Source organism: Bacillus cereus ATCC 14579, from assembly GCF_000007825.1.
Taxonomy (GTDB): domain Bacteria; phylum Bacillota; class Bacilli; order Bacillales; family Bacillaceae_G; genus Bacillus_A; species Bacillus_A cereus.
This window is the reverse complement of sequence record NC_004722.1, coordinates 3,641,598-3,655,935: the sequence shown is the minus strand read 5'-3', so window position 1 is coordinate 3,655,935 and position 14,338 is coordinate 3,641,598. Positions and strand designations below refer to the sequence as shown.

Genomic DNA, 14,338 nt, shown 5'->3' with positions numbered 1-14,338 from the left:
ATCGTTATTTAATAACTTTCCAGTTGTTATTAACTGTTGCTTCTATCGTTTTATGTTCCAATATATAATTAGCGATAAGTTCAGACATATCTGTGGGGATATCTTTTACTACCGGTTTGTTTTGAAACATAAAGAAATTTCCCCCGCCACTTGCACGATAATTATTCATTACAACGTCATATTCTTCATTCATATTAAGAGGAGCACTGTTATGCTGTAAAGATTCTACTCTTTCACCAATTGGTTTTGAAATGTTTAATACGTATGAAATCCCTTCCCACATATCATAATTATAATGTTGTGGCTTTGGTTCTATGTAGGTAGGACTTACGGTGATGGATCCATCTGTTTTTAATGTGAAATAAGAAGCAGAGAGTTCAAGAGCATTTTTTATGTCCGCTCCAGTTAGTCTAATTACTTTTAATGTGTTCGGATAAATATAATTAGAAACGATGTCACGCATTGTTACATGTTCCGGGAAACCTGGAGATGTATTATGGAACAAACTTGTACAAGAAATTGATACATTAGCTATATCCATCTGTATTTTATTTATGAATTCGATAAAAGGATGATCATGCAAACGAGTTTGCATAGCATCTGAAATTTGCATATCCCCCTGAATGATTCCAATAGGTTGATCAAGCCACTTTTGTGTTTTCTCTTCATAATCGGCTACCAATGAAAGTGCATCTTGGTCAGCCTCAACTCCTTGTACAGATAATAATTCAGAAGAACTCTCTTTTTTAACCCATTTATGTTTTGTTTTTTCGAATGTTATTTTTACTTTTCCAACTGAGTTTCCATTACATCCGGTCTGTAAAATTGTTACACCGTTAGCCATTGTGTGAGCAATTTCCCGGTGTTGGTGGCCTGTTAATAAAATATCTATGTCTTCAATTTCATGGCACATTGCATATCCTTGGTTTTCTCCTGTTAAAACTTCAGTCGGTACCCCGGTTTGTAAATCTCGTTCAACTCCCCCGTGATACGCTACGACTAGTAAATCTGGTTTCTCATGTTTGCGAATGTAAGAAACCCACTTTTTCGTTGTTTCTAATGCATCTTCAAATTGTAAGTCTTTAATGTGATGGGGTTGTTCCCAATTGGTAATGTAGTGCGTTGTCACCCCTAAAATAGCAATTTTTATATTGGATTCAATCTGTTTGATTATATAAGGTTTTCCGAAATAAGGTTTCTTTATGTTTTTATCTAAAATGTTTGCTGATAGGTACGGGAAGTTCGCAGTAGTCACAGCATTATTTAATATACCCATCCCGTAATTAAACTCATGATTGCCGATAATTGCAGCGTCATACTGTAAGTAATTCGCTAATAAGGACATTGGGTTTTTTTTGTTTTTTTCGTATGTAACATAATGATAAGTAAATGGTGTTCCTTGAATAAAGTCGCCATTATCAATTAAAAGAACGTTTGTATTTTGGGAACGTTCTTTTTTTATAAGAGTAGAAATTTTAGCTAAACCAAGTTCTGCTGGGGAGTTATCTTGGTAGTGAATAGGATAAACAGTGCCATGTATATCGCTTGTTAATAAGATGTTTAAAGTTACAGTTTGATTTTGTTCCAATATGACTCACCTTTTCTATTGTTATCTTCCAATTCATCATATCAAATATGTGAAGAGAATTTTAATGTGAGTGTATAGAATGTGTAAAGATTCTGTAAATAATCAATTATTTGTAAAAATATGTGATATATTTCTTCATGTTTATGAAAGGTTATTTTATAACAATGAAAAATGGAGGCATTAATATGTTGAAAAAAGTTTTTGCAATGAGCACAACAGTTGTACTAGCAGCGGGATTATTAAGTGGCTGTGGAACGAAGGAATCAAGTGCAAGTAAAAATGAAGATACGAAAAAAGGGTATGTACCGAAGACTTTAAATGTTCAATTTGTTCCTTCTCAAAATGCAGATACGTTAGAGGCGAAGGCAAAACCGCTTGAGAAGCTATTAAGTGATAAGTTAAATATTCCAGTAAAAGTTAGTATTTCAACGAACTACAATACAATTGTAGAAGCGATGGCATCTAAACAAGTAGATGTAGGATTTTTACCGCCAACAGCGTACGTATTAGCACATGAAAAGAAGGCTGCAAATGTAATTTTACAAGCACAACGTTTTGGAGTAGAGGATGAAACAGGAGCTCCTACAAAAGATTTAGTAGATTATTATAAATCTGAGTTTGTTGTTAAAAAAGACTCTAATATAAATAGTGTAAAAGATTTAAAAGGTAAAAAGATTGGTTATCAAGACGTAACATCATCAGCAGGGTATGTATGGCCTGCAGCTGTTCTATTAAAAGAGGGAATTGATCCGTTAAAAGATGTGAAACCTGTTACATTAAAAGGTCACGATCAGTCGCTTATTGCTCTTTTAAATGGTGACGTAGATGCAGCTGTTGTATTCCAAGATGCTCGTAATATTGTAAAAAAAGATTATCCGAATATATTCGAGCAAACGAAAATAGTGAAATTTACGGAGAAAATTCCAAACGATACGATTTCGGTACGTTCTGATTTAGATGAAGAGTGGAGCAAGAAATTACAGGATGCTTTCATTGAAATTGGAAAAAATGAGGAAGGTCACAAAATCATTAAAGAAGTATATTCACATGAAGGATATGTTAAATCTGATGATAGTAAATTTGACATCGTTCGTGAATATGGGAAGAAAGTAAAAACGCAATAATACATATGGAAATGGCAGCTAGCTGAAAGGGAATGTTTTCAGTTAGTTTGCCGTTTTGAATACATAGAAGGTAGGTAAGATGTGTGATAGAATTTCGAAATGTCTCCAAAGTGTATCCAAATGGTACAAAAGGATTGAATAATATAAACTTGAAAATTCAAAAAGGTGAGTTTGTTATAATGGTAGGGCTGTCCGGAGCTGGAAAGTCTACACTTCTAAAATCGGTAAATCGTCTTCATGAGATTACAGAAGGCGAAATCATGATTGAATGTGAGTCTATTACTGCTGCAAAAGGAAAAGATTTACGACGTATGCGCCGGGATATTGGTATGATCTTTCAAAGTTTTAACCTTGTAAAGCGATCAACAGTATTGAAGAATGTATTAGCTGGCCGTGTTGGATATCATTCGACATTGCGTACAACGTTAGGTTTGTTTCCGAAAGAGGATGTGGAGCTCGCATTTCAAGCGTTAAAAAGAGTGAATATTTTAGAAAAAGCATATGCACGTGCTGATGAATTATCAGGAGGACAACAACAACGTGTATCGATAGCTAGAGCATTGGCGCAAGAAGCAAAAATCATATTGGCAGATGAACCTGTTGCGTCGTTAGATCCGCTAACAACAAAGCAAGTATTAGATGATTTAAAGAAAATTAATGAAGATTTTGGAATTACAACAATTGTAAACTTACATTCTATTGCTTTAGCTAGGCAATATGCGACGCGTATTATTGGATTACATGCAGGCGAAATTGTTTTTGATGGTTTAGTAGAAGCAGCAACGGATGAAAAGTTTGCTGAAATTTATGGTGACGTAGCACAGAAAAGTGAATTGTTAGAGGTGGCAGCTAAATGAATGATGTGACGATATATTCGAAGTCGATACCGAAGCCGCCGAGTAAGTTAAAACATATGTTAACGTTTATTCTATTCATTTTACTGTTGTGGGGAAGTAGTATACAGGTCGACGCATCATTTTCAAAGCTAGTAGTTGGTTTTCTTAATATAATGGATTTGTTAAAAGAAATGGTGCCGCCAGATTGGAGTTATTTTCAAGTTATTACAACAGCAATGTTAGATACAATACGTATGGCGATTATTGGGACGACTTTAGGAGCGATTTTAGCTATTCCACTTGCACTGTTTGCGGCAAGTAATGTGTTTACTAGTACATTTTTATACAGTCCAGCTCGATTGATTTTAAATTTTATTCGAACGATACCAGATTTATTATTAGCGGCAATTTTCGTAGCTATTTTTGGAATAGGACCACTTCCGGGTATTTTAGCTCTTACTTTTTTCTCAATTGGGCTCGTGGCGAAATTGTTGTATGAATCAATTGAATCAATTGACCCTGGCCCACTAGAAGCGATGACAGCTGTAGGGGCTAATAAGGTGCAATGGATTGTTTATGGAGTCATTCCACAAGTAAAAGCACACTTTGTTTCCTATGTACTATATACATTTGAGGTGAATGTACGGGCAGCGGCTGTCCTAGGTTTAGTAGGAGCAGGTGGTATTGGACTATATTATGATCGTACACTTGGATTTTTACAATATCAACAAACTGCATCTATTATCATCTATACTCTTGTTGTTGTATTGGTAATTGATTATGTAAGTACATTGTTGCGGGAGAAATTATAATGAGTAAAACGACGATAATCGTACCAAAACCGAAGAAACCGAGTGTGTATCGCTCGTTTATTTTTATAGCACTTACATTTGTTTATATATGGGCTTTTTCAGGAGTACCGCTAGAGGGAATAAAGGAAACGGCGGGAGAAATTACAAAAGCAATTATGACAGGGATATTGACTCCAGACTGGGCGTATGTATCTTTGCCAGATGGTGAAGATTTATTACATGGATTAATTGATACGTTGGCAATTGCGATATTAGGTACATTTATTTCTGCATTTTTATCTGTTCCGTTTGCTTTTTGGGCGGCAACGAATATGAGTAGTGGAAAATTAACTTCAGGATTTGGGAAATTTGTACTTAGTTTTGTTCGTACGTTTCCTGAATTAGTTATGGCTCTTTTATTTATAAAAGCTGTTGGTCCAGGCTCTTTTGCAGGAGTATTAGCCTTAAGATTGCATTCTATTGGAATGTTAGGAAAACTATATTCAGAAGGAATTGAAAACATAGATAAAGGACCGACGGAAGCGTTACTAGCAACAGGAGCAAATCGTTTTCAAATACTTTGGTATGCGGTGTTACCGCAAGTGTTACCAGATTTTCTATCGTATACGTTATACAGATTTGAAATTAATGTACGATCCGCTGCGATTTTAGGAGTTATCGGAGCAGGAGGGATTGGTACACCTTTAATTTTTGCGCTGAGTTCACGGAATTGGTCTCGTGTTGGTATTATTTTATTAGGTATTATTTTAATGGTAATTATAATTGATTTGATTTCAAGCTCGATTCGGAAACGGATTGTTTAACTTATTTGAAAAGCATCGAAGTTAGATGCTTTTTTATGTTTTTAAAAACGTATTTAAAAAAGTAAGTATAGAAGAAATTTGTATAAATATACAGATAATTCCCTTTCTTTTTAAAATAAAAATAATAAAAAAGTATGTCATATTGAATGCCCATACATTCCCGGAAACATTGATTTTTTTATAAAAAATCAAAAAAATATCAACATATTTGTCGATACATGTTGTATAATCTTGCGTGGGAAGCTATCATATAAATGTATAAAACGTTTACTAATATAAGCGAAGGGAAGAATAGCATGTCACATTCAATCGAACAACTTTCTATCAACACGATTCGCACATTATCCATCGATGCGATTGAAAAAGCAAACTCTGGTCACCCAGGAATGCCAATGGGTGCAGCACCAATGGCTTATACATTATGGACTCAATTTATGAAACACAATCCAAATAACCCAACGTGGTTTAACCGTGATCGTTTCGTATTATCTGCAGGTCATGGTTCAATGTTATTATACAGCCTACTTCACCTATCTGGTTATGATGTAACAATGGATGACTTAAAGAACTTCCGTCAATGGGGAAGCAAAACTCCAGGACATCCTGAGTATGGTCATACAGCTGGTGTAGATGCAACAACTGGTCCACTTGGACAAGGTATTGCAACTGCTGTAGGTATGGCAATGGCTGAAAGACATTTAGCTGCTAAATATAACCGTGATGCGTATAATGTAGTAGATCATTATACATACGCTATTTGTGGTGATGGAGATTTAATGGAGGGCGTTTCTGCTGAAGCATCTTCATTAGCTGCTCATTTACAATTAGGTCGTCTTGTTGTGCTTTACGATTCAAACGATATTTCATTAGATGGCGATTTAAATCGTTCATTCTCTGAAAGTGTAGAAGATCGTTACAAAGCATACGGATGGCAAGTAATCCGTGTTGAGGATGGAAACGATATTGAAGCAATCGCGAAAGCAATTGAAGAAGCGAAAGCTGACGAAAAACGCCCAACGCTAATTGAAGTAAGAACGACAATTGGTTTCGGTTCTCCAAACAAATCAGGAAAATCAGCTTCACATGGTTCTCCACTTGGTGTAGAAGAAACAAAATTAACGAAAGAAGCATATGCTTGGACTGCTGAGCAAGACTTCCACGTAGCAGAAGAAGTATATGACAACTTCCGTAAAACAGTACAAGATGTTGGTGAAACTGCGCAAGCTGAGTGGAACACGATGCTAGGTGAATATGCACAAGCATACCCAGAATTAGCAAACGAATTCCAAGCAGCAATGAACGGTCAACTTCCAGAAGGTTGGGAGCAAAACTTACCAACTTATGAATTAGGATCAAAAGCAGCAACTCGTAATTCTTCTGGTGCTGTAATTAATGCTATTGCAGAGTCTGTACCATCATTCTTCGGTGGATCTGCTGACCTTGCTGGTTCTAACAAAACATACATGAATAACGAAAAAGACTTTACAAGAGATGATTACAGCGGTAAAAACATTTGGTACGGTGTACGTGAGTTCGCAATGGGTGCAGCAATGAACGGTATTGCACTACATGGTGGTTTAAAAACTTACGGTGGTACGTTCTTCGTATTCTCTGATTACTTACGTCCAGCAATTCGCCTTGCAGCATTAATGCAATTGCCAGTAACGTATGTATTCACACATGACAGTATCGCTGTTGGTGAAGATGGTCCAACACATGAACCAATCGAGCAATTAGCAGCGCTTCGTGCAATGCCAAACGTTTCTGTTATCCGTCCTGCTGATGGTAACGAATCTGTTGCAGCTTGGAGACTAGCTTTAGAATCTACAAACAAACCAACTGCTTTAGTATTAACTCGTCAAGACCTTCCAACATTAGAAGGTGCAAAAGATGATACGTATGAAAAAGTAGCAAAAGGTGCATATGTAGTTTCTGCAAGCAAGAAAGAAACGGCTGACGTAATCTTACTTGCAACTGGATCTGAAGTAAGCCTAGCTGTTGAAGCTCAAAAAGCATTAGCAGTAGACGGCGTTGACGCAGCTGTTGTCAGCATGCCATCTATGGATCGCTTCGAAGCTCAAACTGCAGAGTACAAAGAATCTGTATTACCAAAAGCAGTAACAAAACGTTTCGCAATCGAAATGGGTGCTACATTCGGATGGCACCGTTACGTAGGTCTTGAAGGAGATGTGTTAGGTATCGATACATTCGGTGCTTCTGCTCCTGGTGAGAAGATTATGGAAGAGTATGGATTTACTGTAGAGAACGTTGTTCGTAAAGTAAAAGAAATGCTTTAATGATTTCAGAAAAATCTCTCCGGCATGGAGAGGTTTTTCTATGTAAATGAGTTTTTTCGACAGAAAAAGTTTTTTATCTCTCCGCAGTCAGACAATCATTGCAAATTTTCTTATATATAATGAAGAGAAAAGGTTGTCCAGATTGGGAGTGGAAAAATGAAAACGTATGAATTGTATTTAATTCAAGAGGATATTGCGAAAGCTTATTTTGGTCGTGAATATTTGTTTTTTGATTTATTTGCTCGATTTTCAGAATCTGGGTCCCTTTCGGAGAAAAAAGTGTTATATAAGCAAATGATGTATATAACGATGCCATTGCAAGTAATGAAAATTCATCATAAATTAGAACAAGCTTTGCGCGTTCTTGGTAAATATGATAGAACACATCATACACATACAATTTATACGGGAGCGGAGTACGGCGAAATAATGGTGAAACCGCACTATATTCGTATGAATACCTCTGGAAATGTCTCTATGGAAACGACGTTCTTTGAGGTGTTAAGAAAGTGTGAATTAACATTTTTAGCTATGGATTATGAAAATACAAAGTACGGATGGCTGAATCCTCTAAAACAAGTACGAACATATGTGTAAAAAATGTCGAATTGTATCTTGTCTTATTGAAAAGGTTTTAGTACACTGTAAGGTAGACAACATGAAGGAGGAAAATATATGCCAATTTGGTTAGGTATTCTAGTGGGCGTAGTAGCACTAGTAGCAGGCGTGGCGTTAGGATTTTTCATTGCCCGCAAATACATGATGAATTACTTACAAAAAAATCCACCAATTAACGAACAAATGTTAAAAATGATGATGATGCAAATGGGACAAAAACCTTCCCAAAAGAAAATCAATCAAATGATGAGCGCAATGAACAAGCAACAAATGAAATAAGCGCTAAAAGACACTCGCTAAGAGTGTCTTTCTTTTTGTTAGTTATAGTTTTTAAAACTTTTAAAAATTCTGTATTTTTGGTAAACTGAAAACATCGCTCATTTTAAGGGAGGAGGAAAAAAATGAAAGTGTTTATGAATTTAGCGTGGTTTTTTAAACAAGAAAAACGAGCGTACATAACTGGAATTATTTTATTGTTTGGCGTTGCACTTTTAGAACTTGTAGCACCAAAAGTAATTGGAATCGTTGTAGATGAAATTAATGATGGAACATTGACGACCGATAAGTTACTAAAATGGGTTGTACTATTAGTAATTGTAGGTATTACGATGTACATATTACGTTACATATGGCGTATTATGATTTTCGGGTCTTCATTAAAATTAGCTCGCCAATTACGAAAAAATTTGTATGAACATTTTACAAAGATGAGTCCATCTTTCTATCAGTCAAATCGGACAGGTGATTTAATGGCACATGCGACCAATGATATTCAAGCGATCCAGCAAACTGCTGGAGCAGGTGTTTTGACGCTTGTTGACTCATTAGCTGTCGGAGGATGTGTACTCGTAGCGATGGGTTTTACAATTAGTTGGAAGTTAACATTATTAAGTTTAATTCCAATGCCGATTGTAGCTATTTCGACAAATTATTATGGAACTTTATTACATAAAAGGTTTCATAAAGCACAGCAATCGTTTTCGGAAATCAATGATAAAGTGCAAGAGAGTATGAGTGGAATGAAAGTGATTCGCTCGCTTGGACAAGAGAAAGAAGATTTACAGGCGTTTCGAAGAAAATCAGAAGATGTTGTACATAAAAATGTGTTAGTTGCACGTATTGATTCGTTATTTGATCCGACAATCTCTCTTATCGTTGGATTTTCTTTTTTAATCGCAGTATGTTACGGATCGGTATTAGTTGTAAGAGGTGAATTAACAGTAGGTGATCTCGTTACATTTACGACATATTTAGGTACCCTCGTTTGGCCAATGTTAGCGTTTGGATGGTTATTCAATATTATGGAGCGTGGGCGTGCTTCATATGACCGTGTAGAAAAAATTCTTTCACAAAAATCAGATGTAGTAAATAGCGAAAATGCTGTACATACAATAGCGAGCGGTAATGTTTCGTTTGCCGTTGATTCATTTTCGTATAAGAAAAATGAATTGTTACATTTAAACGATATTCACTTTGATTTGAAGAAGGGCGAAACGCTAGGAGTTGTAGGACGTACAGGCGCAGGGAAAACGACTTTATTAAAATGTTTAATCCGTGAGTATGATCATTTTAATGGTGAATTAAAAATTGGGGAGCGAGATATTCGAGATATAACACTTCATGGTGTCCGTTCTGCCATTTCATACGTGCCGCAAGATCATTTTTTATTTTCAGCAAGTATTGGCGAGAATATTGCCTTTGGAAAGGCGGATGCTACATATAATGAAATTACCCAAGCAGCAGAGATTGCTTGTATTCATAATGACATCCTCCAATTTTCAGAAGGATATGAAACAGTAGTAGGGGAAAGAGGTGTTTCGTTATCTGGTGGTCAAAAACAGCGAATCTCTATTGCTCGTGCTTTATTAACAAATGCTGAAATTTTAATTTTGGATGATTGTTTATCAGCGGTAGATGCAAAAACAGAAGAGACGATTTTAAGTGCCTTAAAGAGGGAGAGAGCAGGGAAAACGACGATTATTACTGCACACCGATTAAGTGCAATTCAGCATGCCAATCTTATTCTTGTTGTTGATGAAGGTAGAATTGTACAAAGAGGTACACATGAGGAATTAATGAAGGAAAAAGGCTGGTATAAGGAAATGTATGAAAGCCAGCAATTAGAAGCTTTAGTCGAGAAAGGAGGCGTATGATGGTAGAGAAGAAGCGAAGTGATTTAAGTAGATTGCTTTCCTATATGAAGCCATATAAAGGGTTACTATCTTTAGCATTTATCTTTTTAGTTGGTGCGACAGTAACGGAAATGATGGGTCCTTTTTTAATTAAACAATTCCTCGATGAACACCTAGTACCGCGGGATTTTGAACGATCAGCGCTCGTTACTTTATTTGTAATTTACATAGTTGCTCATTTATTAAAAGTACTATTTACGTATTTAAATCTATTGTACTTTCAGAACATTGCTTTTAAGATTGTTCAAGATATGCGAGTTGAAGTATATGAACATGTTCAAAAGCTGTCATTAAGTTTCTTTGATCGTACGCCGATTGGTACACTTGTATCGCGTATAACAAATGATACGGAAGCGATTAAAGATTTTTATGTCAGTGTATTATCAACATTTGTAAAAAATGTAGTCTTTTTAGTAGGTATTTTAGTAGCGATGTTTTTATTAGATGTAAAATTAGCGCTATTTTCTCTCGTATTAATTCCGATAATGTTTGCGATTATGGTATTATATCGCCGGAAAAGTGCAGCTTTTTATTTAGAAGTACGTAATCAACTAAGCGTGTTAAATGCAAAGTTGAACGAGTCCATACAAGGAATGAATATTGTTCAAGTGTTCAGACAAGAAAAACGTATGAGAAAAGAGTTTGAAGAAGTGAATAATAAACATTATAGTGCAGGGCGACGTACTTTGAAGTTAGACGCATTACTTTTACGACCAGCTACGGATTTAGTACATATTGTAGCTATTGCGTTAGTACTAGGTTTATTTGGGATTGATGCTTTAAAGAGCCCTGTTGAAGTAGGAGTTTTATATGCTTTTGTTAACTATATACATCGTTTCTTCCAACCTGTAAATGAGATGATGATGAAATTGTCCTTCTTCCAACAGGCACTTGTTTCGTCATCACGTGTATTTCATTTAATGGACGAGAAAGATTTAGCACCGGTTCAAAAAGGTAATGAGAATCCTCAAATCGTGGATGGAGATATTGAATTTAAAAATGTTACTTTTTCATATGATGGAAAGCGTGACGTTTTAAAAAATGTATCATTTCACGTGAAACAAGGGCAAACGGTTGCTTTTGTTGGGCATACTGGTAGCGGAAAAAGTACGATTATGAATTTGTTAATGCGATTTTATAATATTAAGTCAGGAAATATTGTAATAGACGGTGTAGATTTAGAAAAATTTGAAGAACGAGAAATTAGAAAGAAAATAGGACTCGTATTGCAAGATGCATTTTTATTTGCTGGAAATGTAAAGCAAAATATTCGTATGTATAATGAAGAAATTACGGATGAAGAAGTAAAAGAAGCTGCTCGATTTGTGCAAGCGAATACGTTTATTGAAAAGTTACCAAAACAGTATGAAACAGAAGTAGTAGAAAGAGGTGCAGCATTTTCAAGCGGTCAACGACAATTAATTGCTTTTGCTAGAACGATAGCAACGAATCCGAAAGTATTAGTATTAGATGAAGCAACAGCTAATATCGATACAGAAACAGAAGAGGCTATTCAAACAGCGTTGCAACAAATGCGAAAAGGTAGAACGACGATAGCCATTGCGCATAGGTTATCTACAATTCAAGATGCGGATCAAATTTTTGTGATGCATGATGGAGAGATAGTAGAGAGAGGGACACATCAAGAATTATTAAGTGAGCAAGGTTTGTATTATAATATGTATTTGCTACAAAATAAAGTGAGTTTGCAAAAGGCCTTGTAATACAAGGTCTTTTTTATTTTGTATACAAAATATGTTTACTCTTTGTTTCTATAGCATAAATGTCGTGTCCTCTTATGAAACTTGTACATATTGTATGTATACGAAGTAAAAAAATGATAGGAGATTTTATATGCAAAACAGATCAAGTTCAAATGTTACGTTTATTGATGTGTCTCATTGGGAAGGGAATATTGATTGGAATGCAGTGAAGGCATCTGGAATTCCAGCAGCGTATGCAAAAGCGACAGAAGGTGTAAACTACATTGATCCTACTTTTACTAAGAATGTACAAGCAGCACGAAATGCGAATGTATTAATTGGTGCATACCATTTTGCGCGCCCAGAACAAAATGATGCAATTTCAGAGGCAAAATATTTTGTGAGTATATTACAAAATAACCAGACAGACTTAATGCCAGTTCTGGATTTAGAATCACCAACAGATCCGAGTAACAGTAATTTAACTGGTAACGCTATATCGAATTGGGCAAGAAGCTTCATAAATTATGTGAAACAGGCTACTGGAAAAGATGTAATGTTATATACAGGAGTTTGGTATATTAATGAGTTCGGAATTAGCGGATTAAGTGATATACCGCTTTGGATTGCTAAATACTCGAGTACACCGCCTGCTGATGCTGGTGGATGGACAACGTGGACAGCGTGGCAGTACACAGATTCCGGACAAATTTCAGGCGTAGGAAATTGTGATGTATCAGCTGCAGTTTCATTAGAAGCTTTAAAAGGGAATGGAGCAAGTGGTGGAGGTAATGTTTCCCCGCCTAATAATGCAACTCCAGTGTACGGGGTTGCTATAATTAATGGAGATAATGTGAATTTGAGAAGTGGACCATCTTTGCAGTCTAGTGTAATTCGCCAATTGAATCGTGGCGAAACATATGAAGTTTGGGGAGAACAAGATGGATGGCTTTGTTTAGGGACAAATCAGTGGGTATATAATGATCCGAGTTATATTCAGTATAAACATTATGTGGCAACTATTACTGGTGATAATGTAAATTTGCGTGATGCTCCATCATTAAATGGAAATGTTATAAGACAGTTACATCATGGTGAATCGTATCGAGTATGGAGTAAGCAAGATGGATGGCTTTGCTTAGGGACAAATCAATGGATATACTATGATCCAAGTTATATTCAGTATGGTGTACAATAGAGTGAAAATAAAAGGTGCCCCGTCAGAGGTGCCTTTTATTAAAAATATACAACTTTTACAAAGTCTATATCGAAACCATAGTATACTATAATAGATATATTTATAAAAAATAATCGAAAATGAAATAAAGGGGTAAAAATATGAATTATGTGCTAATAGGTGCGGTTTTAATATTATTAGCTGTAGTATTTGTGCTGTTTTATAAAAATAAACAGTTAGAATCAGAGAGTCAGCAAGTAGAATTTGAAAAGAAACAAGCGATTGAAACGTATAAAAATGAAATTGCAGCTACGGTGATAGAGCATAAAGAACAACAAAATAATTTAAAAAATATGGAACAGAAAAAATACAATGATTTACAAGTAAGTGCAAATAGAGAAATTGAAAATATGCGTATGATGAAGAATCAATTAGCTATGCAACATAGTAAAGAACGTGGTGAAATACAAAATAAACATAATAACGAAATACATATGTTTCAAAAATTAATTGCAAATTTACGAGAATATACTAAAAACGGCGCTGAAATGAATACGTACGAAACATTACATTATATGAAGCGAGGATTCATAGAGCAAGGCATCATATTAGATGCTGAAATTGAAATCATGCCGAATGTTTTTATTAAAAATAATAGTGAAATAAACGATAATCGAATCCATCATCTCATTTTGTGCAAAACTGGTATTTATCTACTTGAGACGAAAGAATGGGAAGAGAAATTAATTCATGGTTTAACGAAAGAAAATGCTGGTATATATTCATTTATGATTGATGAAATGGGTAAGTATCAACAAGAACTTGAAAAAGAAGAGACATTTGAATATATAGTAGGTAAAGATTCGGCAACTATACAAGTGAAAAATGAAGGGAATCCAGTATATAGGGCGAAGAAACTATCTCAAATTTTATACAATTGTTTGAAAGAAATGCAGGCTAATAGTATAAAAGAAAAGGTAAAACCAGTTGTATATTTTTATAATGAAAATGGAAAAGAAATAATAGATCTTTCAAGTGAGGAAACACCTAGATTAAAAGATCGGGAGCAAATTGTAACGTTCTTCAGAAATGAAATCTTAGCAGGAAAAATAGTATATACAGTGCAAGAATTAGAACAGATTCGAGAAATGATTAGCCGGATGAATTATATAGTGAGTTAAAGGGGGA

General features: G+C 35.3%; 12 protein-coding genes. 11 read left to right on the top strand and 1 reads right to left on the bottom strand.

Translation table 11 applies throughout. The annotated features are described in order from the left end of the window. Window positions 1–4 precede the first annotated feature (4 nt). Window positions 5–1,588, bottom strand: a complete 1,584-nt coding sequence (locus tag BC_RS18380; protein ID WP_000437455.1) for a bifunctional metallophosphatase/5'-nucleotidase — start codon at window positions 1,586–1,588, stop codon at window positions 5–7. Between the two features lie 185 nt (window positions 1,589–1,773). Here BC_RS18380 and BC_RS18375 point away from each other — a divergent pair, with 185 nt between their 5' ends. From BC_RS18375 to BC_RS18325, 11 genes are all read left to right on the top strand, one after another. Then, the gene (locus tag BC_RS18375; RefSeq protein WP_000915065.1) at window positions 1,774–2,712 is read left to right on the top strand and encodes a phosphate/phosphite/phosphonate ABC transporter substrate-binding protein; all 939 of its coding nucleotides are present in this window, start codon (window positions 1,774–1,776) and stop codon (window positions 2,710–2,712) included. Window positions 2,713–2,795: 83 nt separating this feature from the next. Further along, the gene (gene phnC / locus BC_RS18370) at window positions 2,796–3,569 is read left to right on the top strand and encodes a phosphonate ABC transporter ATP-binding protein (protein WP_000569240.1); all 774 of its coding nucleotides are present in this window, start codon (window positions 2,796–2,798) and stop codon (window positions 3,567–3,569) included. Further along, window positions 3,566–4,360, top strand: coding sequence for a phosphonate ABC transporter, permease protein PhnE (phnE, locus tag BC_RS18365; protein ID WP_001000761.1), 795 nt, complete (start codon window positions 3,566–3,568; stop codon window positions 4,358–4,360). Before phnC ends, phnE (BC_RS18365) begins: the two co-directional genes overlap by 4 nt. Then, window positions 4,360–5,163 (top strand): phosphonate ABC transporter, permease protein PhnE, encoded by an 804-nt coding sequence (gene phnE / locus BC_RS18360; RefSeq protein ID WP_000047895.1) that lies wholly within the window; start codon window positions 4,360–4,362, stop codon window positions 5,161–5,163. The genes phnE (BC_RS18365) and phnE (BC_RS18360) overlap by 1 nt, the downstream gene beginning before the upstream one ends. Window positions 5,164–5,459: 296 nt before the next feature. After that, window positions 5,460–7,460 carry a transketolase gene (gene tkt, locus BC_RS18355; RefSeq protein WP_000019766.1) on the top strand — a complete coding sequence of 667 codons (2,001 nt, stop codon included), beginning with the start codon at window positions 5,460–5,462 and terminating at the stop codon, window positions 7,458–7,460. A gap of 156 nt (window positions 7,461–7,616) precedes the next feature. Then, complete coding sequence (sirA, locus tag BC_RS18350) at window positions 7,617–8,057, top strand: sporulation inhibitor of replication protein SirA (RefSeq protein WP_000860636.1); 441 nt, start codon at window positions 7,617–7,619, stop codon at window positions 8,055–8,057. 78 nt (window positions 8,058–8,135) lie between these two features. Further along, entirely contained in the window at window positions 8,136–8,357 is a 222-nt protein-coding gene (locus BC_RS18345) for a YneF family protein (RefSeq protein WP_001123317.1), read from the top strand. A 122-nt stretch (window positions 8,358–8,479) separates the two neighbouring features. Further along, on the top strand, window positions 8,480–10,231 hold the full coding sequence (locus tag BC_RS18340; RefSeq protein ID WP_000862454.1) for an ABC transporter ATP-binding protein: 1,752 nt from the start codon (window positions 8,480–8,482) through the stop codon (window positions 10,229–10,231). After that, a complete protein-coding gene (locus tag BC_RS18335; protein ID WP_000229520.1) occupies window positions 10,231–11,994 on the top strand; it encodes an ABC transporter ATP-binding protein in 1,764 nt (587 codons plus the stop codon). The genes BC_RS18340 and BC_RS18335 overlap by 1 nt, the downstream gene beginning before the upstream one ends. 130 nt (window positions 11,995–12,124) lie before the next feature. After that, entirely contained in the window at window positions 12,125–13,171 is a 1,047-nt protein-coding gene (locus BC_RS18330; RefSeq protein ID WP_001181398.1) for a GH25 family lysozyme, read from the top strand. A gap of 140 nt (window positions 13,172–13,311) precedes the next feature. Further along, a complete protein-coding gene (locus tag BC_RS18325; RefSeq protein WP_001110276.1) occupies window positions 13,312–14,331 on the top strand; it encodes an NERD domain-containing protein in 1,020 nt (339 codons plus the stop codon). Window positions 14,332–14,338: the final 7 nt, after the last annotated feature.

Excerpts from the sequence above, each read along its gene's own strand:
- BC_RS18375 (WP_000915065.1), top strand. The coding sequence starts at position 1,774 with ATGTTGAAAAAAGTTTTTGCAATGAGCACAACAGTTGTACTAGCAGCG.
- phnE (WP_001000761.1), top strand. The coding sequence starts at position 3,566 with ATGAATGATGTGACGATATATTCGAAGTCGATACCGAAGCCGCCGAGT.
- phnE (WP_000047895.1), top strand. The coding sequence starts at position 4,360 with ATGAGTAAAACGACGATAATCGTACCAAAACCGAAGAAACCGAGTGTG.
- tkt (WP_000019766.1), top strand. The coding sequence starts at position 5,460 with ATGTCACATTCAATCGAACAACTTTCTATCAACACGATTCGCACATTA.
- sirA (WP_000860636.1), top strand. The coding sequence starts at position 7,617 with ATGAAAACGTATGAATTGTATTTAATTCAAGAGGATATTGCGAAAGCT.
- BC_RS18345 (WP_001123317.1), top strand. The coding sequence starts at position 8,136 with ATGCCAATTTGGTTAGGTATTCTAGTGGGCGTAGTAGCACTAGTAGCA.
- BC_RS18340 (WP_000862454.1), top strand. The coding sequence starts at position 8,480 with ATGAAAGTGTTTATGAATTTAGCGTGGTTTTTTAAACAAGAAAAACGA.
- BC_RS18335 (WP_000229520.1), top strand. The coding sequence starts at position 10,231 with ATGGTAGAGAAGAAGCGAAGTGATTTAAGTAGATTGCTTTCCTATATG.
- BC_RS18330 (WP_001181398.1), top strand. The coding sequence starts at position 12,125 with ATGCAAAACAGATCAAGTTCAAATGTTACGTTTATTGATGTGTCTCAT.
- BC_RS18325 (WP_001110276.1), top strand. The coding sequence starts at position 13,312 with ATGAATTATGTGCTAATAGGTGCGGTTTTAATATTATTAGCTGTAGTA.